Here is a 24153-nt window from a genome sequence, read left to right as displayed (position 1 = left end):
CATCGGTGAAGCGCGACCATGGCGCAAAGAGATGCGGAAAGAAACGGCCACGTTTCCGTTTCCCGCTGGCTCAAGCCTCGCGCAGCAAGGTCTCGAAGGCGGTGCGTCCGGGTGGGGTAAAGCGAATGACGCGACTGTTCTTTTCCCGCCGCACCCAATGTAGCGCCATAAACCGGTCGAGAACCCCCGCTCCCAAACTTCCAGCCAAATGAGAACGCCGTACGCTCCAGTCCAGGCAGGAACGGCACACTGGCCTGCGTTTCCCGCGCATCGCCTCAATGTCGAGACCGAAATCGCTGAAGAACGCGGCCCCCTTGATCGTGAGGTTCAGGTCGTCTCCATCGATGGCGATCAACCCGCGCCCGGCAAAGGCATCGAACATGGCGACGCCCGCCTCGCCTGCCAGATGGTCGTAGCAGATGCGGGCTTCGCGCATGGCCGTGTCACGCGGTCCGGGCAACACCTTGCGTGGCCCGAGCTCCGCAGCCACGCCCATGATCGATTCGAGCATGCCTGCGACCTGATGGCCGGCCAGCGCATAGTAGCGGTGGCGGCCCTGCCGCGTCATGCGTAGCAAGCCGCCATCCGAAAGCTTGGCGAGATGCGCACTGGCGGTCGGAAGGGTGACACCGGCCTCCATGGCAAGCTCGCTCGCCGTGAGCGCGGTCCCCCCCATCAGCGCCGCCAGCATGTTGGCGCGGGCGGGGTCGCCGACAAGGCTTGCAATCTGGGCGAGGTCCGTTCCTGCTTTCATAATTCGACGCTAGCCAAAGTATGAATGTTCTACAAGCGCTATTCTCGGACTATCGAACAGGGAGAGAAGCGATGCGGGCATATGAGAGATCAATCATTCCCCCAGGTTGAGCAGGCCAAAAACCGCCGAACCTCGATCCTGTCGTGGCTCTGCCGGCTCACGCTTGCTCTGGAGCGACACTGGCAGCGGCGAGACCTCACCGATCTCACTGACGAGCAACTTCGCGATGTGGGCCTCACCCGCCGTGACGTGGAACGCGAATGTGCAAAGCCCTTCTGGGACGTCTGACACAGAAAACAGGATTACGTTTCCATGCTCATCGAAGCATGCCCGCAGGAAAGGACCCTAACCGTGACCATCACATGTTTCATCCGATACGAGATCGACCCGTTCAAACGGGACGCTTTCGAGGAATACGCCCGTAACTGGGGGCAGGCGATCCCAAGGGCCGGTGTGGACCTCATCGGCTATTTCGCACCCCATGAGGGCTCGGCGACGACCGCATATGGGGTCTACAATGTCGACAGCCTTGCAGATTACGAAGCCTATCGGGCGCGTCTTGCGGCAAGCCCCGAGGGCCGCGCCAACTACGAATTTGCAAAACGCGAGCGCTTCATTCTCAAGGAGGATCGCATGTTTCTGAAACGCGCATCCGCGCCCCATGCCGAATGGGTGCGGCCATGATCGCCGTCATCTTTGAAGTTCAGCCTGCAGTGGGCAGGCGCGATGCCTATCTCGGCATCGCCGCCGATCTGCGCCCAATGCTCGAAGGCATAGACGGCTTCATTTCCATTGAACGTTTCCAGAGCCTGATTGATGAAAACCGCGTCCTCTCTCTCTCCTTTTGGCGCGACGAGGAAGCGGTCAAAGCCTGGCGCAACACGCACGAACACAGGCAGGCGCAGCGCGCGGGCCGGGGCGGGATTTTTGCAGGCTATCGTCTGCGCATCGCCCATGTCCTGCGCGATTATGGCATGACCGAGCGCGCGGAAGCCCCGGAAGACAGCCGCGCGCTGCATGATGGTTGAACAGCGTCAGGCGTTGCCGATGAGCATGCCCGTGGCGAAGACAAGCGCACCGCCGAGCACCACCTGAAAGGTGGCGCGGCTCCAAGGCGTTTCCATATAGCGGTTCTGGATCCAGGCGATCGCCCACAGCTCGATGAAGACAATGATGAAGGCGAGGATTGTCGCAGTCCAGAAATGTGGGATCAGGTAGGGCAGGGCATGGCCGAGGCCACCCACGGTCGTCATGATGCCCGTGGCAAGACCGCGCTTGATCGGCGAGCCGCGCCCCGAGATCACGCCATCGTCGGAAGCCACTTCCGTGAAGCCCATGGAAATACCCGCACCGATGGACGCGGCAAGACCGACGAGGAAGGTCTGCCATGTGTCGCCCGTGGCAAAAGCGGCAGCGAAGATCGGCGCGAGCGTGGAGACCGAACCATCCATGAGGCCGGCGAGGCCGGGCTGCACATAGGTCAGGATGAACTGCTTGCGTTCGGTCTGTGCTTCCTCGACGCGCTCGTTTTCACCCAGATGTTTTTCCGAAAGCCGGTGCGCCAGAGATTCATGCGTCTTTTCGGCGATGGCCAGATCGCCAAGCAGTTTTCGAATGCCGGCGTCCTCGGTCCGCTTGGCCGCTTCCACGTAAAAGCGATGCGCCTGTTCCTCCATCTGCTCGGCCTGCGCGCGGACCGTCTCCAGCCCGAGCGGACGCACCAGCCAGTCGGGCTTGCGTTCGTAATAGCCGCGCACATGCTCACGACGGATCAACGGAATGCGCTCGCCGAAACGTTTGCGATGCGCCTCGATCAGCGCTGCACGGTGTCCGTCTTCTTCCTCCGCCATCTCGTCGAAGACGGCTGCCGAATGCGGATACTCATCGCGCAGGCCGTCCGCGTAGGCGCGGTAGATGCGCGCATCGTCCTCCTCCGACGAAATGGCAAGAGCAAGAACCTCCTGCTCGCTGAGTGACGAAAAAGCGCGACGGGAGGAACCGAAGAAGCGTGAAAACATGAGTAGGGCAATCCATTGTTTAGAATTATTCTAAGATAGAAGGCAGTGCATTGACCGTCAATAGATTAGAATACTTCTAAAGATTGCCCATCCCTTTCAATCCAGCGTCCGGCGAAACCGCATCAGTGCCAGGCCTGCATAGATCAGGATGAAGAGAGCGAGAATGCCCGTCTCGAAGGCCACCGCCGGCAGGTCCGCTCCCTTGAGCATGATGGCGCGGATCACGCGCAGGAAATGTGTGAGCGGAAAGGTTTCTCCGAGCCACTGCGCCCAATCGGGCATGCCGCGAAACGGAAACATGAAGCCGGACAAGAGGATTGAGGGAAGGAAGAAGAAGAAGGTGAGCTGCATGGCCTGCATCTGCGTGCGCGCGATGGTCGAGATCGTGTAACCCAGCAACACCAGTGCCAGTACGAAGACAAGCACCGCCGTCAGAAGCAGCCACAAACTGCCGATGAAGGGGACGCCGAACAGCAGTTTCGCCGCCCCCAGGATCACCGCCACCTGCACCGCACCCACCACCAGATAGGGCAGCACCTTTCCGAGCATGATCTCCAGCGGGCTCGCCGGCATGGCGAGCAGATTTTCCATTGTGCCGCGCTCGCGTTCGCGGGTCAGTGCGATGGACGTCATCATAACCATGGTCATTTGAAGGATCACGCCCAGCAACCCCGGCACGATGTTGTATTGCGAGATGCCTTCCGGATTGTAACGGCGGTGGACGATTACCTCCAGCCGGTCAGCCGGTTGTGCCTCCGAAGCCGGCACGCCGCGCTCGCGCAAGAGCGCTTCGGCGGCCACCGTTCCAAGCGTGGAAATCGCCCCGGAGGCCACCGACGGATCGGTCGCATCCGCCTCGATCAGGATCTGCGGTCGCTGCCCCCGGTCGACACGGCGGGCGAAATCCGACGGGATGGTGACCACAAAGACCACCGCGCCGCTCGCCATCAGCTGTTCGGCCTCCGCCGCGCTCTCCAACACATGGTCGAAACGGTAATAGTCGGTGTTTTCCAGCGCCGAGACCATCGCCCGGCTATAGTGGTCCTGGCTGAGCGAGACGAGTGCCGCCGGCAGTGCCTTGGGATCGGAGTTGATCGCAAAGCCGAACAGCACGAGCTGCATCAGCGGCACGCCCAGCATCATGCCAAATGTGATGCGGTCGCGCCGCATCTGGATGAACTCCTTGATGAGCAGAGCGGCAAGCCGGCTGAATGAGAAGAAGCCGTTCATTGCATGTTGTCCGTCGAATTGGCCATGAATTGGATGAACACATCCTCAAGGCTCGTCTCGCCGCGTGACACCTGCACGCCTTCGCGCCCGTCGAGATCCTGCAGCGCCGCCTTCAGCGCGTCTTCATCCGACCCCACCACGTGGAGGCTCGCGCCGAAAGGCGCCACCTGCTCCACACCGGGCCGCTGCCGCAGTTCGGCGGCAAGTTTTTCCAGCTTCGGCCCATCGACAAGATAGGTGACAAGCCCGGCATCGCGCACCACATCGGCCACCGAGCCAGTCGCCAGCATGGTTCCGTAGGAGATGTAGGATATGCGATGGCAGCGCTCGGCTTCGTCCATGTAGTGTGTGGAGACGAGAACCGTCAGCCCGTCGGCGGCGAGACGATGAATCTCGTCCCAGAAATCGCGTCGCGCCTTCGGGTCGACACCCGCCGTCGGCTCATCCAGCAGGAGAAGTTTCGGCTGATGCATGATGCAGGCCGCCAGCGCCAGCCGCTGTTTCCAGCCGCCCGAAAGCGTGCCCGCCAACTGGTTCCGTCGCGAAGAGAGGCCCAGATCCTCTAGCGTCCGATCCACGTGCTCTTTCACCGGCTTCAGATCGTATAGCCTTGCGACGAAGGCCAGGTTCTCCGCAATGGTCAGGTCTTCATAGAAGGAGAAGCGCTGCGTCATGTAGCCGACTTCGCGCTTGATCTTCAGCCCCTCGGTTCGCAGATCGAACCCCAGAACCGTGCCATCCCCCTCATCCGGCGTCAGAAGCCCGCACATGATGCGAATCGTCGTCGTCTTGCCAGACCCGTTCGGGCCGAGAAAGCCCACAATCTCGCCCCTGGCCACCTGCATCGTCACATTGTTGACGACCGTCTTGTCGCCGAAGCGTTTCACAAGGCCGTGGACATCGATCGCGTTCATGGCGCGTCTGCTTTCAAGCGCACATCCACGATCTGTCCCGGCTGCAGGCTGCGCGCCTCACCCTCCGGTCGCGCCTCGACCAGATAGACGAGCTTCTGCCGTGTCTCCAGCGAATAGATCACCGGCGGCGTGAATTCCGGATCGGGAGAAATATAGGTGATGCGTGCCGTCAGGCCCGCTCCGCAGCCATCGCAGTTCACGGCCAGAAGCGCATCGGGTTCAAGGCTGGAGAAGGCCGCTTCGGGCACATAAACCTTCAGCTTCACACCCCCGTCTGGGAGCAGTGAGACGACGGGTGCCGTCGGTCCGGCCACATCCCCCGCATTGCGGATCACATCATTGATGCGGCCCGCTGAAGGCGCGGTGATGGCGCGTTCGGAAAGCCGCCAGCGCGCCTGCTCCAGCGCTGCCTGCATCTGGTCGCGGCGCCTTGCTGCGGCCTTGATCGCCTCGGCCCGGGCCGGCAACCTCGCAACCGCCAGATTGGCCTCAGCCTGGCCGACCTTTGTGTCCGTCAGTTCCTTTGCCGTGCGCGCCTTGTCCAGCTCGGCCTGCGTGGCGATGCCTCGGCGCGAGAGATCTTCCGTTCGCGCCAGCACCCGGCCCGCCTCGGCTGCCTCTGCCTTGGCGGAAGCGAGAGCCGCCTCCAGCACGGCGATCTCCTCGGGCCGCTTGGGTTCCTTAAGATCGGCCAGCTGCGCTTCCGCCTCGGCCAGTCCCGCTTCGGCCTGCCGAACTGCGATCCGCGCATCCGTGTCATCCATCATCGCGACCGTCGCCCCCTCCTCCACGACCGCACCGCGCCGCACCGAAACCGCTTTCAATTGCCCCACATCCGTGGGCGCGAGCAGCACGTAATCGCCTTCGACATACCCGACTGCCAGCGGCTCGGCAGATCCGCATCCCGAGACGAGCCCCGCCAAAACAGGAATGGCACAGATCATGCTCATGGTGTTTCCTTTCGGCGCGTGCGCGCGGCGAGTATGGCGTCGAGATTGCTGCCGGCTATGGCCGTGATGGAGGCCGCCTCGCGCGCACCAATCTGGCTCCAGCCCATGCGCCGCTGCACCGCTTCGCCGGCAATGCGGAAATAAACGAGCTGACCGATGAGCGTGAACACGGTCAGCTTGGTCTCGTCGCTCTCCGCAGGCTCACCGGTCGCCGCCTCCCAGACTGCGCAGAGCCGCTTGTGAACCGGCGCGAAGATGCCTTCATAGATGCGGTCGAGCGCGACCGTGGGGTGCGATAATTCCCTGAGCACGAACTTGACGATAAGCCCGGCCTCGGGCCGTGCGGCTATGAAACCCGTCATTGTCTCCAACACCTGCATCAGGACCACACGCGCTTGCTGCGGGGTTAGCGAAGCACCGTCGTTTCCACCCGTTTTCAGCGCGCTTCCGGTAATCTCGGAGAGCAGTTCGACGATGTAGTCCGCGCATGCCGCGCGCAGACCTTCCTTGCCACCGAAATGATAGGAGATCGATCCGATATTCGCTTCTGCCGCGCGCGCGATTTCCCGCGTCGTGGTCCCCTCGAACCCGTTCTCACCGAAAAGCTTCAGCCCCGTCCTGATGAGCGAAAGCCGCGTGTGTTCGGCGGAGGAAAGCCGCATCCGGTCGTCCTGCATGGCACAAATCTCCAAATATCAGCATTAATTAATCAAACGTTTGATTTATGTCAACCTACGGATCCGAAATGGGGCCGATTGATGCCGTCATGGCACTTCGGTCCTGTACCACTGCGGCTGCACCATCAACCCGAGAAACACATTCGCATCATTGCTTCATATCCGGGCGTTTGCCCTGCGCGATAAAACCTCTAAGTTCCACCTGCCATGGATCGAAGAATCGCGGACGGCAGCGCATGAGCGAACAAACCGGCACCCTGCTCGACCGTTTCGGCCGTTTTCTGGCCCGGCGGCTGCAAAGCGAATCCTCAGGCTACCAGCCCTACACGCCTTCCGATCCAGAGACCTTGCACCGCACATTGCAGCCGGGCGACATCCTCCTCATCGAAGGCAACCAGCGCATTTCGGCGGCAATCAAATATCTGACCCAGTCCACCTGGAGCCATGCCGCACTCTATGTCGGCGATGCACTGCCCGAACCAGAAGACGGTTCGGAGCGCCCCCGGTTGGTGGAGGTCGTCCTGGGGGATGGCTGCATCGCCGTGCCGCTGTCCAAATACAAGACCTACAACACGCGCATTTGCCGGGCGAGCGGGCTGACGCCGGATGATCGCAACGCCATTGTCGATTTCATGATCGGGAAGCTCGGTCTGCACTACGACATGCGCAACATCTTCGATCTGATGCGCTATTTCCTGCCGACCCCGCCCGTGCCCGTGCGCTGGCGCCGCCGCATGATCGCCATCGGCTCCGGCGATCCCACCCGCGCCATCTGCTCGTCGCTCATCGCCCAGGCATTTCAGAAGGTCGGCTACCCGATCCTGCCCGAAATTACGAAGGCAAAGGGCCGCGCCTCGGCCGAATCCACATACTCGCGACAGGAGATCCTGCATATCCGCCATCACAGCCTGTTCACGCCACGTGATTTCGACCTGTCACCCTATTTTGCCATCATAAAGCCGACCCTCGCTTTCGGATTCGACTACAAGACACTGAACTGGGGACCGCCTCCAGGCCAGGAAGGCTCCGAGAGGCGAGAGAAGGCACAGCACAGGGCACAGGGGGAGCAAGACTGATGGACATTCATGAGGCGCTGGTCCTTCTTTTCCTCGCTTTCACGGCCTATTCGCTCCTCTCGCGCAAGATTGAAGCGTCCGTCGTCTCGGGCCCCATGCTTTTCACCGCGCTCGGTTATGGTTTTTATCTGGCCGACGCCTCCCTCACCTCGCCGCTCGACAATTCCGTCGTCGAGTTTCTAGCGACGGCGACATTGGCCATCATCCTGTTCCGCGATGCCGCAAACATCCATATTTCAAGCGTGATGGCAGAGCGCGCCACTGCGCTGCTCTCCGCGCGGCTCCTGTGCATCGGGATCCCGCTCACCATCCTTGCAGGCACCGCCGCGGGCATGGCCCTGTTCCCGGCGCTTGGCTTTTTCGGCGCACTGGTGCTTGCCATCGTGCTGACACCGACGGATGCGGCTCTCGCTCAGCCGGTTTTCGGCGATGATGGTTTGCCCGAGATCGAACGTGAGGCCCTGGACGTGGAAAGCGGGCTCAACGACGGCCTGTGCCTGCCCCTGCTTCTGATCACGCTCGCCCTTGCTGCCGAAACCGGAACCGGAGACGGCATGGCGGGACACGCCAAATTCTTTCTCAAACAGGTGCTCTTCGGCCCGCTTGCGGGACTGGCCGTCGGGTATGCAGGGGCAGCGGCGGCCGGATTTTCTTTCACCCACGCCCTATCGAATCCCGCTGGGCGCACGCCCATCATGGTCGGTCTTGCCGGACTCGCCTATCTGGGGGCGGAATTGGTCGGCGGCAATGGATTTCTCGCAGCCTTCGCGGCCGGTCTGGCCTTTGGCTGGCGCCTGCCCGCCGAAACGGTGCACAAGGCCAGCAATTTCGCCATGACCGAGGGTTCGATCCTCACCAATCTCACATTCCTCCTCTTTGGAGCGGCCATGCTCCCGCAGGCGCTCGAAGCGCCGGTGATCTCTTCTCTCGTCTATGCGGCACTCAGCCTGACCGTCATCCGAATGGCGCCGGTTTTCATTGCCATGCTCGGGAGTCGGTCAGGCACGCGGACCCGGCTTTTTGTCGGGTGGTTCGGGCCGCGCGGTCTCGCTTCCGTGCTCTATCTCCTTCTCGTGGTAGACCAGTCCGGTTTTGTCGTGGCAGATCAGATCACCAACATTGCCGTCTTCACCATTCTCCTGTCGGTCATTCTCCATGGGGCAACCGCACCCTTTGCAAAAACCACTTTCTTCCCGGCGCGATCCTGAGCCTGCTCACTCTCCGCTCCAGAAGATGTGACCGGTCCAAACCTCGCCGGGATCCGGCTCAGGCTCTATAATCCGGCCTTCGTTTGCCGCCGGGTGCCACCAAGTGCGGTGTGTAGCCCGGCAGACCCGGGAGGTCTGAAATGACGGATTTTCATGTCATGGCCGGAACCGACAAGTCCCTGTCCTTGCCTGAGGTTCGCAAGATCCAGGCATCGGATATCATCGATGCATTGGGGCGCGGACTTGATGATTTCTGGCAGAAACCATCGCATTATGCATTTCTGTGTCTGATATACCCGCTTGTCGGTGTTGTGCTGATCTACTGGGCGTCAGATGCAGACGCGCTGCCGCTTCTCTTTCCGCTGGCATCGGGTTTTGCCCTCCTCGGTCCATTCGCCGCCATCGGACTTTATGAGATCAGCCGAAGACGCGAGGCTGGACTCGACACGTCCTGGCGCCACGCGCTGGCGGTGCGCAAATCACCGGCAATCCCCTCCATCATGGCCGTGGGGGCCATGCTCTTTGCCATTTTCGTGACCTGGCTTCTGGTCGCCCAGGGGCTCTATGTGCGCTTGCTTGGCCCCGAACCGCCCGCATCCATCGCCGGATTCTTCGAAAGCGTGTTCACGACGGATGCCGGCTTCACGCTGCTTCTGATCGGCAATGCAATCGGGTTCATTTTCGCTCTGGTGGTGCTGATCACCACGTCCATCGCCTTCCCGATGTTGCTCGACCGAGACTGCGGTGCGGTGGCCGCGATCATCACTTCAGCGCGCGCTGCAAGTGCCAATCCCTTGCCCATAGCGCTGTGGGGACTGTTGGTCGTCGGTGCGCTTGTCGTAGGTTCTCTGCCGCTGTTTGCGGGGCTTGCCGTGGTCATGCCCATTCTGGGTCACGCCACGTGGCATCTCTACCGCAAGCTGGTGGCCGATTGAGCAAGACGGCGCCTGCCTGAAACGGTGAAACACATCTAGGCCCGCGCTCCCTCGCCGGGCCCCGGTGAGGGACAGGACGCAGTCGTGGAGGGGGTTTCGGAAGCCGTTCCATATAGATTGAGAGCCACTTTCCCCAACACGTCGATCAGGAGGCGGCGCTCCTCTTCGTCGAGGCCCGACAGCGCCTCGTCATGCACCGTCGCCGCAATCTGCTGGATGCCGGAGCGCGCCTCGCGGGCCTTTCGCGTGGGATAAATCATGCGCACCCGCCGGTCGGTGCGAGAAAAACGTCGCTCGACCCAGCCGCTCTCCGCCAGCCGGTCGACCATTCTCGACACGCTGATCGGCTCGACCTCCAGAAGCTCGGCCAACCGTGCCTGGGAAACGCCATCATGCTGCAAGAGCCCGAAAAGCATCCTCCACTGGGCAGACGTGAGCCCGAATTCATTGTCAATTTCCTGAAACCGCTTGCGCATCAGGCGCGCAACATCATGGATCAGGAAGCCCAGCTTGTGTCGTTCAGGATCTTTCATTCGCGGGATATATGGTCGCGTGATCCCATCCGCAACAAGATCGCGGTCGGCTCCTGACAAGACTTGCTGAGTTCGTTATCGCCCGGCTATTCCGTGGGAGGTGCTGCAGCAATCTGCTTGTCGAAGAACGGGCCGCCTGCTAAGGCCAGCAGCATGACGAACACGCCACTTTCCCATATTCGCAATTTTTCCATCGTCGCGCATATCGACCATGGCAAGTCGACGCTTGCCGACCGGCTGATCCAGATGACGGGATCGCTGGCCGATCGCGAGATGAAAGACCAGATCCTCGACTCGATGGATATCGAGCGCGAGCGCGGCATCACCATCAAGGCGCAAACCGTGCGTCTGGAGTATGATGCGCGCAATGGCGAGCACTACGTGCTGAACCTGATCGACACGCCCGGCCATGTGGACTTTGCCTATGAAGTCTCGCGGTCGCTCTCGGCCTGCGAGGGCTCGCTTCTGGTGGTCGACGCCAGCCAGGGCGTCGAAGCCCAGACGCTCGCTAATGTCTATCAGGCCATCGACAACGATCATGAAATCGTGACCGTTCTCAACAAGGTGGACCTTCCCGCCGCCGACACCGAGCGCGTCAAGGAGCAGATCGAGGAGGTGATCGGGCTCGATGCCTCCGACGCGATTCCGATTTCCGCGAAGACGGGTGTCGGCATCGACGAGGTTCTAGAAGCCATCGTGAAGCGTCTACCCCCGCCCGAAGGCGGAGAACGGGAAGCCCCGCTCAAGGCACTTCTGGTGGACAGCTGGTACGACGCCTATCTGGGCGTCATCGTTCTGGTCCGCGTGATCGACGGCAAGCTGAGAAAGGGCCAGACCATCCGCATGATGGGCACGGACGCCAAATATCCGGTGGACCGGGTTGGCGTCATGACCCCGAAAATGGTCATGGTCGATGAGCTTGGTCCCGGCGAGATCGGCTTCATCACCGCCTCTATCAAGGAGGTCGCCGACACCCGCGTCGGCGACACGATCACCGAAGACAAGCGCCAGACGGAAAAGCCGCTGCCGGGCTTCAAGCCGGCGCAGCCGGTGGTCTTCTGCGGCCTCTTCCCAGTCGATGCGGCTGACTTTGAAGACCTGCGCGCCGCGATGGGCAAACTGCGCCTCAACGATGCCTCGTTTTCCTTCGAGATGGAAACCTCGGCGGCGCTCGGTTTCGGCTTCCGCTGCGGCTTTCTGGGCCTTCTTCATCTGGAGATCATCCAGGAGCGGCTGGAGCGCGAGTTCAATCTCGATCTCATTGCCACCGCGCCTTCGGTCGTCTATCGCATGAACCTCACCTCCAGTGAGCAGGTGGAGCTTCACAACCCCGCCGACATGCCGGACATCGTGAAGATAGGTTCCATCGAGGAACCGTGGATCAAGGCCACGATCCTCACGCCCGACGATTATCTGGGCGCGATCCTCAAGCTCTGCCAGGAGCGGCGTGGTGTCCAGACGGATCTTTCCTATGTGGGCAAGCGTGCCATGGTCACCTATGAACTACCGCTCAACGAGGTGGTGTTCGATTTCTATGACCGACTGAAATCCATCACCAAGGGCTATGCGAGCTTCGACTACCAGCTCACGGGCTACCGCGAAGGCGATCTGGTAAAGATGTCGATCCTCGTCAATGAGGAGCCGGTGGATGCACTCTCCATGCTTGTGCACAGACAGGCCGCTGAGAAGCGCGGGCGCGTCATGTGCGAGAAGCTGAAAGACCTTATCCCCCGCCACATGTTCAAGATCCCGATCCAGGCGGCCATTGGCGGAAAGGTCATCGCCCGCGAAACCATTTCGGCCATGCGCAAGGACGTGACGGCGAAGTGCTACGGCGGCGACGTCACCCGCAAGCGCAAGCTGCTCGAGAAGCAGAAAGAGGGCAAGAAGCGCATGCGCCAGTTCGGCAAGGTTGAGATTCCACAGGAAGCCTTCATCCAGGCCCTGAAGATGAGCGATTAGCACTCAAGAACGAAAACGGGTGGGCTTGCTGCAACAGCAGACAAGCCCACCCCCGATGCCGCTGATACGGGCTGCCCCGCCACCCGGGCCAGGCGGCACCGTTTCCTGTTCAGCGCGCCTTGAGTTTTAGGTCCCCGCTGCATTCGACGATCTGTTTACCGGCCATCTGATAGGCCGAGTCCCACGACACCTTCACCGATTTGGGACAGCTGCGGTACGTCTTGTTCACGAGGTTCACGCTGCCTTGCGGCGTGTTCGCGGTGATCTTCACCAGCTTCAGACCCTTCGTGCTGCTGATATTGCACACCACATGGTTGGGCACCGAGCAGTTCATCGAAGGACTGGCCATCTGCGGCGCAAGGGCAAATTGGCCGGCGACGCCGGCAGAGGGTGCTGCGGCTGCAAGCATCACGAGTGAAGCGGCGGCTATAGCGATACGATTGGTCTTGAAAGTAAAGGGCATTGTGATCTCCAGTTCGGTTTTTAGGAAGGGGCAATCGCGCTCCGGCATCCGTCAGTCGCCGTGGTCTGGAGAAAGGTTCATGAAATAAAACCAGCCGGACAAAAAATCTCAGTCCGGGTTTAGATGATAGCCCGGGCCGATGGTAAGCGGCTTGTCGGGCACGACAAGATCGCTGATCTGGCTCGCGAAGGTCGTGTCCGTTTCCCAGATCATGCTGATTTTCTCACGGTCGTACACACGGATCGATACCTTGTACGGCTTCTTCGCTTCAACCCCGCGAACCGGCGGTGTTCTCAGCGCGTATCGGTCGGTCATCGTGCTCACGCGTTCCGACACCACGAGCGGCGCACCGCCTGCAGGATCCTCGAATGTCGCCTCGATGATGGACCCGCTGGCCAGCGGTCTCATTACCTGAGCGGTAAAACCATAGAACACTTCGCCTTGGCGGTAATTGAACATGAATCCTCCGCCGAGAACCTTTACATAGGGGTCTTCCGAGGGATCATTGCGGGTGAACCAACCGACGGCGAAGAGCAACCCACAGAACACCAATGCGGCCACGACGATGCTGCGTAAAGATATGAGTTTCATAATCTTTTTTCCCTCAAACGGGCCGCATGACGCCGGGCTTTCGCCGCGCCCCCACAATGTTCCATGCTGCACCAGCGGCGCGAGGCATTCTTCGTTTCATCGTAGAACAGCCATCCGCATCCTTCCGGCCCGGGACAGGCCTTCAGCCGTTGCAAATCACCTTTGGTGAGCATCTGTTCGGCGCTGAGCGCAACAGCCTGTAGGGGAGCATCAAGATCGAGGCGGCTCTTGTCCCAGCTCCAGACAAAGCGCTCCTCGCCCTTTTTCAAGCGCTGACGCTGCCGGCCCGCGCTTACGAGTTCACCAAGCGCACCGAGTGCTTCCGCCGAGGGACCTTCACCGTCGATCGTGTTCTGGAAAATCGCAAACAGTGTTTCGCGAAATCGTTTGGCTCTGGCATGTGCGGCTTCCGCTACACGAGGTTGCGTTTCAGCCATACTCTGCAGACGGGACAGGGTGTCCGCGTCGAACACAGCCAACTGACTGCACCATCCCAGCAGCGCCGCGACATCGGGAATGTAATCCTTCGTGGCCGGCCTCGTCCGACTATTCACCGTGTTGACAAAATCCAGGCAAAGCCTGCCGCCGAGAAAAAACGGCACAGGCCAGGCGACGGTGGCGGCCATGGCTTCAATCTCCCATCGTTACAACCAGCTAAACTCGTTTTGCTGGTTAGTCAAGAATTGACGTGGGAAATGGAGGAGCGCCAAATGAAAACGGCGCCGGTTGCCCGGCGCCGCCTTGATGAAATCAGCCTTGGAAGAAAGTCAGATGTCGAGATTGGCCACCGACAGCGCATTGTCCTGAATGAACTCGCGGCGCGGTTCCACTTCGTCGCCCATGAGGCGCGAGAAGAGCGAATCCGCATCCGTCGCGTCCGTCACCTTCACCTGGAGCAGCGAGCGTGCATCTGGATCCAGCGTCGTCTCCCAGAGCTGCTCGGCATTCATTTCGCCGAGACCTTTGTAGCGTTGCATCGTGAGCCCCTTGCGGCCCGTCGCGAAGACCTGGTCAAGCAGCGCCATCGGCCCGGAAATCACTTCCGATTTGTCCTTGCGGCGCAACACGGGTGATTTGGTGTAGATCTCCTGCAGGCGCGTTGTGTACCTGTCGATCGCGCGTGCATCAGCCGAGGCTACGAGCGCCGAGTCGAGAACCACGACCTCGCGCACGCCACGCACCGTGCGTTCGAAGAGATAGCCGCCCGCACCCTCATTCGAGGGATTCACGCGCCCCTCCCAGCCGCGTTCGGTATCCTCGGCAATCATGTCGAGCCGCTCCGCCACATGCTTCGCGGCATCTGCCGCACGCCCCGGATCGGCCAGAACTGCCGCGCTGAGCGCACCGGCGATTGCCGCCTGCTCTACCACGGAACGGTCATAGCGCGTATGCAGGCCGTTGATCAGCGAGCGCACACCGCGTGCGTCATCAATCACCTGTTTGAGATCCTGACCGCCACGCACCTCGCCATTGGAAAGTTCGAGCGTCGCCTCTTCAAGACCGGAATCGATCAGGAACTCCTCGAACGCCGCTTCGTCCTTGATGTACTGGACCGATTTGCCACGCGTCACCTTGTAGAGTGGCGGCTGGGCGATATAGAGGTGCCCGCGCTCGATGAGGTCCGGCATCTGTCGGAAGAAGAAAGTGAGAAGCAGCGTCCGGATGTGAGCGCCGTCGACATCGGCGTCCGTCATGATGATGATCTTGTGGTAGCGCAGTTTCTCGGCGTTGAATTCATCCTTGCCGATGCCAGTGCCGAGCGCCGTGATCAACGTCCCGATCATGTCGGACGAAAGCATGCGGTCGAACCGTGCGCGCTCCACGTTCAGGATCTTGCCGCGCAACGGAAGGATCGCCTGGTTCTTGCGCGAGCGGCCGGATTTAGCCGAGCCGCCTGCGGAATCACCCTCGACGATGAAGATTTCGGACTTGGCGGGATCGCGCTCCTGACAATCGGCGAGCTTGCCCGGCAGCGACGTGATGTCGAGCACGCCCTTGCGCCGCGTCAGCTCGCGCGCCTTTCGTGCAGCCTCGCGCGCGGCGGCGGCTTCCACCACCTTGCCGATCAGCGCCTTGGCCTCTGCCGGGTGCTCCTCAAACCAGGTGCCGAGTGCCTCGTTGACTAGGCTCTCCACCACCGGGCGCACCTCGGAGGACACCAGCTTGTCCTTGGTCTGGGACGAGAATTTCGGATCGGGAACCTTGACCGAGAGAACCGCCGTGAGCCCCTCGCGGCAATCGTCACCGGTCAACGAAACCTTTTCCTTCTTGGTCAAGCCCGATTTCTCGGCGTAACCCGTAACCTGACGCGTCAGCGCACCGCGGAACCCGGCCATATGCGCGCCACCGTCGCGCTGCGGAATGTTGTTGGTGAAGGCCAGCACATTTTCATGGTAAGAATCGTTCCACCACATGGCGACTTCCACCGTGATTCCGTCTTTCTCGCCACCAATGGAAATGGGCGCATCGATCAGCGGCTTCTTGGCGCGATCGAGATATTTGACGAACTCGACAATGCCTCCGTCGAACAGGAATTCCTGTTTCTTCTCATCGGCATGGCGCTTATCGGTCAGAAGAATGCGCACGCCGGAATTCAGGAACGCGAGCTCGCGCAGGCGATGCTCCAGCGTACCGTAGTCGAACTCCGTCATGGTAAAGGTGTCCGGCGAAGGCAGGAAACTCACCTCCGTCCCCGTCTCGTCGCCGGCATCTCCCGTCACGGCAAGCGGCTCGTCTGCCACGCCATGCGTGAAGCTCATTTCATGCACCTTGCCCTTGCGGCGGATTTTCAACTTCAGCCAGATGGAGAGTGCATTGACCACGGAAACGCCAACGCCATGCAGGCCGCCCGAGACCTTGTAGGAATTCTGGTCGAACTTACCGCCGGCATGAAGCTGCGTCATAATGACCTCGGCCGCAGACACGCCCTCTTCGGCATGCATGTCGGTCGGTATGCCGCGGCCATTGTCGGTCACGGTGCAGGAGCCATCTGGATTGAGCGTGACGGTCACCAGTGTCGCGTGGCCAGCCAGCGCCTCATCGATCGCGTTGTCCACCACCTCATAGACCATATGGTGCAGGCCAGACCCGTCATCCGTGTCGCCGATATACATGCCGGGGCGTTTGCGAACGGCGTCCAATCCCTTCAAAACCTTGATGGATTCAGCGCCGTATTCGGCCGGTTCGCCTGGGAGAGTTTCGGGCGTGTCGCTCATCAAATTCTTTCACTCAGGAGCCCTGAGGGAACCCCCTTTTGGGCATGGGAAGTCCGCGCCGCGAATCACCCGGCGCCTGTCCCCCAAGATATAGGGGTTTCATGGCTTTTTTCCAAGTTTTGCAGTGATTTCAGGCTGGGGATGAAAACTATGACCGGGCACCCTTTGCCTTTGGCGCGAAACCGATTATGAAGCCGTTGAGAAATCGGAGACAGAGGCAAATGGCCACCATCAGCCAGAAACCTAAGCTCATCACCATTTTCGGCGGCAACGGCTTTGTCGGCCGCCATTTGGTGCAGGCCCTCACGAGGCGCGGCTACCGGGTGCGCGTTGCATGCCGCAACCCCAATACAGCGATACATTTGCAGCCACTCGGCAATGTCGGCCAAGTGCAAGCCGTGCAGGCGAACTTGCGCAACCGTGCGTCCATCGACCGGGCAGTGGAAGGCGCCGACCATGTGATCAATCTGGTCGGCATCCTCTATGAATCCGGACGCCAGTCCTTTGACGCGGTTCAACATTTCGGCGCCCGTGCAGTGGCGGAAGCCGCCCGCGCAACTGGCGCAAAGCTCACTCATGGCTCGGCGATCGGGGCCGATCCGGAGTCCGAGTCCGACTATGCCCGCACCAAGGCACTAGGCGAAAAAGCCGTACTGGAAACCGTCAAGGATGCGGTGATCATCCGCCCATCCATCGTCTTCGGTCCGGAAGACGATTTCTTCAACCGCTTTGCCAACATGGCGCGGTTCTCGCCGTTCCTGCCTTTGATCGGTGGCGGCGAGACGAAGTTCCAGCCTGTCTATGTTGGCGATGTGGCCGAAGCCTATGCCCGCTCTGTCGATGGCGACCTGAAGGGCGGCCAGATCTACGAGCTGGGCGGGCCGGAAGCCCTCTCCTTCCGCGAATGCCTTGAGGAGATGCTCGAAGCCACCTACCGCAAACGCTGGTTCGTTTCCCTGCCTTGGTTCGTCGCACGCATCCAGGCCCGCATTCTTGGCCTTTTGCCGAACCCGCTGCTCACTCTCGATCAGGTGAAGCTTCTCAAGACCGACAACGTTGTTTCTGAAGAGGCGCAAGCGGCCGGGCGCACGCTCGAAGGACTTGGCATCCAGAAACATTCTCTGGCCGCCATCCTGCCCACCTATCTGTGGCGCTACCGCCCGGCAGGCCAGTTCACCCGCAAGCAATTCCTGTAAGGCGGGCCATTGAGCGGCTGGGATACGCTACTGCCTGAAACGCTGGGTCTGCTCCCAGCGCTTCTTCTCGTCATCGCCAGCTTTTTCACCTCCGCGCTCACGGCAGCCTTTGGCGTGGGCGGCGGTGTGGCCATGCTGGCGCTGCTTGGCCTTTTCATTCCCGTAGCAGCGTTGATTCCTGTTCATGGAGCCGTACAGCTCGGCTCCAACACGGGCCGTGCCTGGCATCAGCGTCCGCATATCCGCTTCTCGATCGCCGCACCCTTCATTCTCGGGAGCTTGATCGGCGCTGCAGTCGGTGCCTATTTCGTGGTGCAATTGCCCGATGCACTCTTGAAACTCGTTTTGGGCGTCTTCGTCATCGCCGTGACATGGACAAGGATTCCTGGAGCCGCCCAACTCAGCCATGCCGGCCTCGCCGCCGGCAGTGCCGTTCTTGCGGTTGCCACCATGTTTGTCGGAGCCACCGGTCCGCTGCTCTCGGCCTTCTTTGCGCAGCTCATTCCCGACGACCGCAAGGCGCTGATCGCCACCCATGCTGCCGGCATGACGGTGCAGCACGCTCTCAAGGTCATCGCCTTTGCCCTTGCCGGTTTCGCCTTCTGGCGCTGGCTGCCCTTCATCGCGGTGATGATCGCTTCGGGTTATCTGGGCACGATCTATGGAACGCGCCTTCTTGAGAAACTGCCCGAGGAGACCTTCCGCCGCTGGTTCAAGATCGGCCTCACGCTGCTCGCGCTCGATCTCATCCGCCGGGGCGTGATAGGGATGGTATAAGAGGCTTTCCCGCAGCTCCTCATTCGTCATCCTATGGCTTGACCCGAGGATGACGAGACTGGGAGGCCGGGATCACCGCGGTGGGGTACCGTTTTCGGCCAGCACCGAGCCGATCAGATAGAGCGAACCGCAGATCAGGATGCGCGGTGGGGGTTCGGTGCCGTCGCGGCCGGCATCCAGCGTATCCCGCAACAGCTTGAGCGCATTGGCCACTGAATGGACCGGCTCTGCGGAAAGCCCCGCCTCCATGGCGCGCGCCGCAAGCTCCGCATTGGGCACACCCGCATCGCTCGATTCCACCGGAACCGTATAGACATGCCGGGCCATGCCCTCGAAGGCGCGAAAATAACCGGTCTGATCCTTTGTGTTGATCATTCCGGCTATCAGGAAGAGCGGTCGGGGCGAGCGATCTTCCTCGGTAGCCAGCGCCTCGGCAATCGCCTCGCCGGCACCAGGATTGTGCCCGCCATCGATCCAGATCTCGGCCCCTTCCGGCCCAAGATCCGCAAGCATGCCCTGTGGCAGACGCTGCAGACGACCCGGCCAGACAACACGCTCCATCGCGATCTCCGCCGCACGCAGAGCAACAGGAAAGCCCGCCGCCTTGACCGCGGCGATGGCTGCCGCCGCATTGGCGATCTGATGTCGACCTGCAAGCTGTGGCAGCGACATGTCGAAAAGGCCATCATTGTCCTGATAGATCATGCGGCCGTTTTCCTCGAATGCCAGGAAATCCTCGCCATAGACGGTGAGCGGGCAGGCCAGTCTTTCCGCCGTATCGACAAGCACCTCGCGCGCCGCATCGAAGGGCTGTTGGCCAACAACCACGGGTGAGCCGCGCTTGATGATGCCGGCCTTCTCGGCGGCAATCAGCTCCACCCGGTCGCCCAGATAGGCTTCGTGATCGAGCGAGATCGGCATGATGAGGCTGGCCGCCGGATGGGGAATGACATTCGTCGCGTCAAACCGACCGCCAAGCCCGACCTCGACAATCGCCACATCCGCCGGATGCTCCGAAAAGAGCACAAACATCACCGCGGTCAGAATCTCGAAAACGGTGATCGTCTCACCGGCATTCGCCTCGGCCACCCGCGCTACCGCCTCGGCCAGAACAGCATCTTCCACCAGCTTTCCGCCGCCTTCCGCACCCAGCCGGTAGCGCTCGTGCCAATTGACCAGATGCGGCGAAGTGTGCACGTGAACGACCCGTCCCGACGCTTCCAGCACGGCGCGCGCGAAGGCCGTTGCCGAGCCCTTTCCGTTCGTGCCCGCCACATGGATCACCGGCGGCATGTTCAGATGCGGATTGCCCAGCCGGTCGAGCAGGCGCGTGACGCGCTCGAGCGACAGGTCGAAGCCCTTGGGATGGAGCGACAGAAGACGCTCGATTTCCCGCTCGGCGGAGAGAGTGGTCATCAGGGTCCTGCCCGAAGGATGGTTATTCAGCCAGCAAAGCCTTGCCTGCTCATACCTTTGGCTGTTCGGCTGGGGTTTCGGCACCCTCGACGGGAACCGGAGCCGTTTCGGGTTCTGTCGGAGACTCGTCTTCCACGACCTCAGGCGCAGCCTCCACCTTCTCCTTCAGGAGAATCTTCAAAAGACGCGCAATGGTCGCCTTCATCTCCAGTCGCGAAACCACCATGTCGACCATGCCATGGTCGCGCAGGTATTCGGCGCGCTGGAAACCTTCCGGCAACTTCTCGCGGATGGTCTGCTCGATCACGCGCGGGCCGGCGAAGCCGATCAGCGCACCGGGCTCGGCGATATGAACATCGCCCAGCATGGCGTAGGATGCCGTCACGCCGCCAGTGGTCGGGTTTGTGAGCACAACGATGTAGGGAAGCCCCGCCTCCTTCAGCCGGTCGAGCGCGACCGTGGTGCGCGGCAGCTGCATCAGCGAGAGAATGCCCTCCTGCATGCGCGCGCCACCCGAGGCGGCGTAAAGCACCAGCGGCAGCTTGCGCTCCACGGCAGTCTCGAACGCGCGGACAATCGCCTCGCCTGCTGCCATGCCAAGGGAACCACCCATGAAGGCGAAGTCCTGCACGGTGGCCAGTAGCTCGAGCCCCTGAACCCGGCCCACGCCGCTCAACACGGCATCTTCCATGTTGGTCTTGGCCTTGGCGTCGCGAAGGCGTTCGGTATAGCGGCGCTCATCGCGGAACTTCAATGGGTCGGTGACGACCTTGGGATTTTCTAGCGTCTCATATTCGCCATCGTCGAAGAAGCTCTTTAGCCGCTCGCGGGCGGAAATCTTCATGTGATGGCCGGAGGAGGGAATGACCCAGAGATTGTCTTCCAGATCCTTGTGAAAGACCATCTCGCCGGTCTCGGGATCCTTGATCCAGAGGTTTTCCGGCATGTCCCGGCGACCGAGCATCGAGTTGATCTTCGGCCTCACATAGCTGGTGATCCAGTTCATTCCATATGCCTTCTGTTTTTCCGCAATCCGAGGATGCGCCAATTATCGGGCAGCAGCAAGGCGCGCCTGGCGCACCCCGTCTGCGAGCCCCTTCACAAGGGTTGCCACGGCCTCGGCGGGGTCTTTGATCCGCTTGCCGTTGTCGTCGTAGCACTGTGCGATGGCCGCCACGATGGCGCTGCCGACCACAACACCGTCCGCCGCTTCGCCGATCGCCTTGGCTTGCCGCGCCGTCTTCACCCCGAAGCCCACGCAGATCGGCAGATCCGTGTGTTCCTTGATCCGCGCAACCGCTTCGGACACATTGTTCGTGTCCGGCAGCGCCGATCCCGTCACACCCGTCATCGACACGTAATAGACAAAGCCCGACGTGTTCTCCAGAACCTTTGGGAGACGTTCTTCATCCGTCGTCGGCGTGGCCAGACGAATGAAGTTCAGCCCCGCCTTGATCGCCGGAACGCAAAGCTCCTGATCCATCTCCGGCGGCAGATCGACGATGATGAGGCCGTCAATGCCGGCGGCCTTCGCGTCAGTAAGAAAGCGCTCCACGCCATAGATGTAGATCGGGTTGTAATAGCCCATCATCACGATGGGCGTGTCGTCGTCGTCTTTGCGGAAATCACGCGCCATCTGGAGCGTCTTTGAAAGCGTCTGCCCGCCCTTGAGCGCGCGCAGGCCGGCGGCCTGAATGGCCGGGCCATCGGCCATGGGGTCGGAGAAGGGCATGCCCAGTTCGATCACGTCGCTGCCCGCCGCCGGCAGCGCCTTCATGATCGAGAGCGAGGTCTCATAATCCGGATCCCCACCCATGAAATAGGTCACGAGTGCCGGGCGGTTTTCTTCCTTCAGCCGCGCGAAGCGGCGGTCAATGCGGGTGGTCATGATGGTCCTGGGTCCTCGTACATCCAGCGCGGCGCCCCCACGCCGTCTTGCAGTCCTTGCGGTTGCAGCGGCCTTATCGCTCGATCACGAACGCGGCAATGCAATGCGATCAGCCTATCCCTCGGCGTGCTCGCGAATTTCGATGGTGACGGCGAAGGCATAGAAACCATCGCGCTCTATCCGGCTTTTCGCCTCTTCGGGGTCGAAGGCGATACGGGGTTCGCCGTCATCGGCCACATGGGTCAGGAAGGCAAGGTTCTGGCTTGCCCTTATCCCCTTCGGATTTTCCCTATCGTCGTCCTGGCGAATGGCCACATAGTGGTGCTGGTTTTGCTTGGAGCGATAGATTTCGAACATGTTCACATCTCCATGCCGAGCATCTTTCCGACGGTGTGGACGTCCTTGTCCCCGCGCCCGGAGAAATTGACGATCATGATCTGGTCCCTGCCCATGGTGGGTGCCAGCTTGATCGCATGGGCAATCGCATGGGCCGATTCCAGCGCCGGGATGATGCCCTCAAGACGCGTCGTCATCTGGAATGCCTCGATCGCCTCATCGTCCAGAATGGGCGAATAGATCACACGGCCCGTATCCTTCAGCCAGCTGTGCTCCGGCCCGACACCGGGATAGTCGAGCCCGGCAGAGACCGAATGCCCGTCGAGGATCTGCCCGTCCTCATTCTGCAGAAGATAGGTGCGGTTGCCATGCAGCACGCCGGGGCGCCCCGCCGTCATGGAGGCGCAGTGCTCCTCGCCCTCCAGCCCGTGCCCGCCGGCCTCCACACCGTGGATTTCCACCTGGCGGTCATCGAGGAAGGGATGGAACAGGCCGATGGCGTTCGAGCCGCCGCCCACCGCCGCCACGATGGCGTCGGGCAGCCGGCCTTCCAGCTCCTGTATCTGTTCACGCGCTTCCGTGCCGATCACCGATTGCAGCTCGCGCACCAGCTCGGGATAGGGATGCGGGCCTGCCGCCGTGCCGATCAGGTAATAGGTGTCTTCAACATTGGTCACCCAGTCACGCAGCGCCTCGTTCATGGCATCTTTCAGCGTGCCATGCCCGGAGGACACCGGCTTCACCTCGGCGCCCAGAAGGTTCATGCGGAAGACATTCGGCTTCTGCCGCTCCACGTCTGTCGCGCCCATATAGACAATGCAGGGCAGGCCGAAGCGGGCGGCCACCGTGGCCGACGCCACGCCATGCTGGCCGGCGCCGGTCTCGGCGATGATGCGGGTCTTGCCCATGCGCTTGGCGAGCAGGATCTGGCCGAGGCAATTGTTGATCTTGTGCGAGCCGGTGTGGTTCAGATCCTCACGCTTGAAGTAGATCTTCGCGCCGCCCAGATGCTCGGTCAGGCGTTCGGCGAAATAGAGCGGCGAGGGCCGGCCCGTATAATGGCGGCCCAGACTATCCAACTCGGCCCGAAACGCCGGGTCGTCCTTCGCCTCGTTCCAGTGCTTTTCCAGATCGAGGATCAGCGGCATCAGCGTCTCGGCCACGAACCGGCCGCCGAAGATCCCGTACATGCCCTCATCATCAGGGCCAATCCGGAAGGAATTGGGTTCTGCCGGTTTGTTCAAGCCATTCTCCTCATGCCGGCTCCTCATGCCGGAGCCGCGTCGGTTTCAAGCGCCTGCCGAATGGCGGCGAAGAAGTCGCGTATCATTTGCTGATCTTTCACGCCCGGCGCGCTTTCTACACCAGACGAAATGTCTATTCCGCGCGGCGAGGCCGCTTTCAAAGCCGCGCCGATATTGCCCGCGTTCAGGCCACCGGAAAGCATGTAGTCCACTTTATCGTCAAGGCCAGCCAGAAGCTGCCAGTCGAAAGAGACCCCATTGCCGCCGGGAAGCTCGGATCCTTTCGGCGGCTTGGCATCGAAAAGGAACCGGTCGGCGATGCCGCGATAGGGCGCGATGCGCTCCAGATCGCCCGCCTCGCGGATGGCAAACGCCTTCATCACCGGCAATCCGTAGCGGGCCTTCACCTCGGCAACGCGCTCCGGGCTTTCCCCGCCATGAAGCTGCAGCATGTCGGGCTGAACAGCGCTCACGATGGCATCCAGTCCCGCATCATCGACATTCACCGAAACGGCAACAGCCTGTGCCCGTCCATGGGCCGCTTTTCGCAGGTTTGCAGCCATTTCGGGCTCCACATGGCGCGGGCTTTTTTCAAAGAAGATAAAGCCGATATGGCTCGCCCCGCCATCCAGCGCCGCCGCCACGGTTTCATCGGTCTTCAGACCGCAGATTTTTACGTCGAGTGTCATAACAAGGAAGTGCCATGAATTGACGGCGGAGTCGAGGCAGGAGGCGGTCGCGCCAGGCCCCCTCGCCCTTCGTCTTTCGAC

26 protein-coding genes are annotated in these 24153 nt (G+C 61.3%); 9 read left to right on the top strand and 17 right to left on the bottom strand.

The window, feature by feature from the left end; all coding sequences use genetic code 11:
- Positions 1-70 precede the first annotated feature (70 nt).
- The gene (locus KW403_RS08715) at positions 71-754 is read right to left on the bottom strand and encodes an ArsR/SmtB family transcription factor (RefSeq protein WP_223022307.1); all 684 of its coding nucleotides are present in this window, start codon (positions 752-754) and stop codon (positions 71-73) included.
- 81 nt (positions 755-835) lie between these two features.
- On the opposite strand from KW403_RS08715, the gene KW403_RS08710 reads away from it, so the two are divergent.
- From KW403_RS08710 to KW403_RS08700, 3 genes are read left to right on the top strand one after another with little or no spacing between them, the layout of a single operon-like run.
- Complete coding sequence (locus tag KW403_RS08710) at positions 836-1042, top strand: DUF1127 domain-containing protein (RefSeq protein WP_223022306.1); 207 nt, start codon at positions 836-838, stop codon at positions 1040-1042.
- 24 nt (positions 1043-1066) lie between these two features.
- Positions 1067-1438: an NIPSNAP family protein gene (locus KW403_RS08705; protein WP_223022305.1), complete on the top strand. Its 372-nt coding sequence runs from the start codon at positions 1067-1069 to the stop codon at positions 1436-1438.
- Complete coding sequence (locus tag KW403_RS08700) at positions 1435-1782, top strand: antibiotic biosynthesis monooxygenase family protein (protein ID WP_223022304.1); 348 nt, start codon at positions 1435-1437, stop codon at positions 1780-1782. Before KW403_RS08705 ends, KW403_RS08700 begins: the two co-directional genes overlap by 4 nt.
- A 6-nt stretch (positions 1783-1788) precedes the next feature.
- Here KW403_RS08700 and mbfA read toward each other — a convergent pair whose 3' ends face one another.
- The 5 genes from mbfA to KW403_RS08675 all read right to left on the bottom strand — a co-directional run bounded on the left by mbfA (position 1789) and on the right by KW403_RS08675 (position 6543).
- Positions 1789-2772 (bottom strand): iron exporter MbfA, encoded by a 984-nt coding sequence (gene mbfA / locus KW403_RS08695; protein WP_223022303.1) that lies wholly within the window; start codon positions 2770-2772, stop codon positions 1789-1791.
- A 96-nt stretch (positions 2773-2868) separates the two neighbouring features.
- Entirely contained in the window at positions 2869-4002 is a 1134-nt protein-coding gene (locus KW403_RS08690) for an ABC transporter permease (protein WP_223022302.1), read from the bottom strand.
- Entirely contained in the window at positions 3999-4916 is a 918-nt protein-coding gene (locus KW403_RS08685) for an ABC transporter ATP-binding protein (RefSeq protein ID WP_223022301.1), read from the bottom strand. Before KW403_RS08685 ends, KW403_RS08690 begins: the two co-directional genes overlap by 4 nt.
- Positions 4913-5866 carry an HlyD family secretion protein gene (locus tag KW403_RS08680; RefSeq protein WP_223022300.1) on the bottom strand — a complete coding sequence of 318 codons (954 nt, stop codon included), beginning with the start codon at positions 5864-5866 and terminating at the stop codon, positions 4913-4915. Before KW403_RS08680 ends, KW403_RS08685 begins: the two co-directional genes overlap by 4 nt.
- On the bottom strand, positions 5863-6543 hold the full coding sequence (locus KW403_RS08675) for a CerR family C-terminal domain-containing protein (RefSeq protein ID WP_223022299.1): 681 nt from the start codon (positions 6541-6543) through the stop codon (positions 5863-5865). The genes KW403_RS08680 and KW403_RS08675 overlap by 4 nt, the downstream gene beginning before the upstream one ends.
- A gap of 236 nt (positions 6544-6779) precedes the next feature.
- Here KW403_RS08675 and KW403_RS08670 point away from each other — a divergent pair, with 236 nt between their 5' ends.
- The 3 genes from KW403_RS08670 (at position 6780) to KW403_RS08660 (ending at position 9762) form a co-directional block, all read left to right on the top strand.
- Positions 6780-7619 (top strand): YiiX/YebB-like N1pC/P60 family cysteine hydrolase, encoded by an 840-nt coding sequence (locus KW403_RS08670; protein WP_246637930.1) that lies wholly within the window; start codon positions 6780-6782, stop codon positions 7617-7619.
- Complete coding sequence (locus KW403_RS08665; protein ID WP_223022298.1) at positions 7619-8827, top strand: cation:proton antiporter domain-containing protein; 1209 nt, start codon at positions 7619-7621, stop codon at positions 8825-8827. The genes KW403_RS08670 and KW403_RS08665 overlap by 1 nt, the downstream gene beginning before the upstream one ends.
- Before the next feature lie 140 nt (positions 8828-8967).
- Positions 8968-9762 carry a DUF2189 domain-containing protein gene (locus KW403_RS08660; protein ID WP_223022297.1) on the top strand — a complete coding sequence of 265 codons (795 nt, stop codon included), beginning with the start codon at positions 8968-8970 and terminating at the stop codon, positions 9760-9762.
- 35 nt (positions 9763-9797) lie between these two features.
- On the opposite strand, the gene KW403_RS08655 is transcribed toward KW403_RS08660, so the two are convergent.
- A complete protein-coding gene (locus KW403_RS08655) occupies positions 9798-10295 on the bottom strand; it encodes a MarR family winged helix-turn-helix transcriptional regulator (RefSeq protein WP_223022296.1) in 498 nt (165 codons plus the stop codon).
- Between the two features lie 153 nt (positions 10296-10448).
- On the opposite strand from KW403_RS08655, the gene lepA reads away from it, so the two are divergent.
- Positions 10449-12257, top strand: a complete 1809-nt coding sequence (gene lepA, locus KW403_RS08650) for a translation elongation factor 4 (RefSeq protein WP_223022295.1) — start codon at positions 10449-10451, stop codon at positions 12255-12257.
- 109 nt (positions 12258-12366) lie between these two features.
- Here the strand turns inward: lepA and KW403_RS08645 are convergent, their stop codons facing one another.
- The 4 genes from KW403_RS08645 to gyrB all read right to left on the bottom strand — a co-directional run bounded on the left by KW403_RS08645 (position 12367) and on the right by gyrB (position 16526).
- On the bottom strand, positions 12367-12768 hold the full coding sequence (locus tag KW403_RS08645) for a hypothetical protein (protein ID WP_246637929.1): 402 nt from the start codon (positions 12766-12768) through the stop codon (positions 12367-12369).
- Positions 12769-12828: 60 nt separating this feature from the next.
- The gene (locus tag KW403_RS08640; protein WP_223022294.1) at positions 12829-13311 is read right to left on the bottom strand and encodes a hypothetical protein; all 483 of its coding nucleotides are present in this window, start codon (positions 13309-13311) and stop codon (positions 12829-12831) included.
- Entirely contained in the window at positions 13308-13937 is a 630-nt protein-coding gene (locus KW403_RS08635; protein WP_223022293.1) for a CGNR zinc finger domain-containing protein, read from the bottom strand. The genes KW403_RS08640 and KW403_RS08635 overlap by 4 nt, the downstream gene beginning before the upstream one ends.
- 141 nt (positions 13938-14078) lie before the next feature.
- Positions 14079-16526 (bottom strand): DNA topoisomerase (ATP-hydrolyzing) subunit B, encoded by a 2448-nt coding sequence (gene gyrB, locus KW403_RS08630; protein ID WP_223022292.1) that lies wholly within the window; start codon positions 16524-16526, stop codon positions 14079-14081.
- Between the two features lie 221 nt (positions 16527-16747).
- Here gyrB and KW403_RS08625 point away from each other — a divergent pair, with 221 nt between their 5' ends.
- Both KW403_RS08625 and KW403_RS08620 read left to right on the top strand, forming a co-directional pair.
- Entirely contained in the window at positions 16748-17722 is a 975-nt protein-coding gene (locus tag KW403_RS08625; RefSeq protein ID WP_223022291.1) for a complex I NDUFA9 subunit family protein, read from the top strand.
- Positions 17723-17731: 9 nt separating this feature from the next.
- Entirely contained in the window at positions 17732-18499 is a 768-nt protein-coding gene (locus KW403_RS08620; RefSeq protein WP_223022290.1) for a sulfite exporter TauE/SafE family protein, read from the top strand.
- A 72-nt stretch (positions 18500-18571) separates the two neighbouring features.
- Here KW403_RS08620 and KW403_RS08615 read toward each other — a convergent pair whose 3' ends face one another.
- The 6 genes from KW403_RS08615 to KW403_RS08590 form a co-directional block, all read right to left on the bottom strand.
- Entirely contained in the window at positions 18572-19915 is a 1344-nt protein-coding gene (locus tag KW403_RS08615) for a bifunctional folylpolyglutamate synthase/dihydrofolate synthase (protein WP_223022289.1), read from the bottom strand.
- 49 nt (positions 19916-19964) lie between these two features.
- Positions 19965-20921 carry an acetyl-CoA carboxylase, carboxyltransferase subunit beta gene (accD, locus tag KW403_RS08610; RefSeq protein WP_223022288.1) on the bottom strand — a complete coding sequence of 319 codons (957 nt, stop codon included), beginning with the start codon at positions 20919-20921 and terminating at the stop codon, positions 19965-19967.
- Between the two features lie 42 nt (positions 20922-20963).
- On the bottom strand, positions 20964-21803 hold the full coding sequence (gene trpA, locus KW403_RS08605) for a tryptophan synthase subunit alpha (RefSeq protein WP_223022287.1): 840 nt from the start codon (positions 21801-21803) through the stop codon (positions 20964-20966).
- A gap of 114 nt (positions 21804-21917) precedes the next feature.
- Complete coding sequence (locus tag KW403_RS08600; RefSeq protein WP_223022286.1) at positions 21918-22160, bottom strand: hypothetical protein; 243 nt, start codon at positions 22158-22160, stop codon at positions 21918-21920.
- 2 nt (positions 22161-22162) lie between these two features.
- Positions 22163-23383: a tryptophan synthase subunit beta gene (gene trpB / locus KW403_RS08595; protein ID WP_223022285.1), complete on the bottom strand. Its 1221-nt coding sequence runs from the start codon at positions 23381-23383 to the stop codon at positions 22163-22165.
- A gap of 23 nt (positions 23384-23406) precedes the next feature.
- Positions 23407-24072 (bottom strand): phosphoribosylanthranilate isomerase, encoded by a 666-nt coding sequence (locus tag KW403_RS08590; protein WP_223022284.1) that lies wholly within the window; start codon positions 24070-24072, stop codon positions 23407-23409.
- Between the last annotated feature and the right edge of the window lie 81 nt (positions 24073-24153).

Origin of the sequence: Nitratireductor kimnyeongensis (assembly GCF_019891395.1) — a bacterium.
In the GTDB taxonomy this organism is placed as follows: domain Bacteria; phylum Pseudomonadota; class Alphaproteobacteria; order Rhizobiales; family Rhizobiaceae; genus Nitratireductor; species Nitratireductor kimnyeongensis.
Note: the sequence above shows the minus strand (reverse complement) of the source record. Positions and strands in the feature narration are given on the sequence as shown.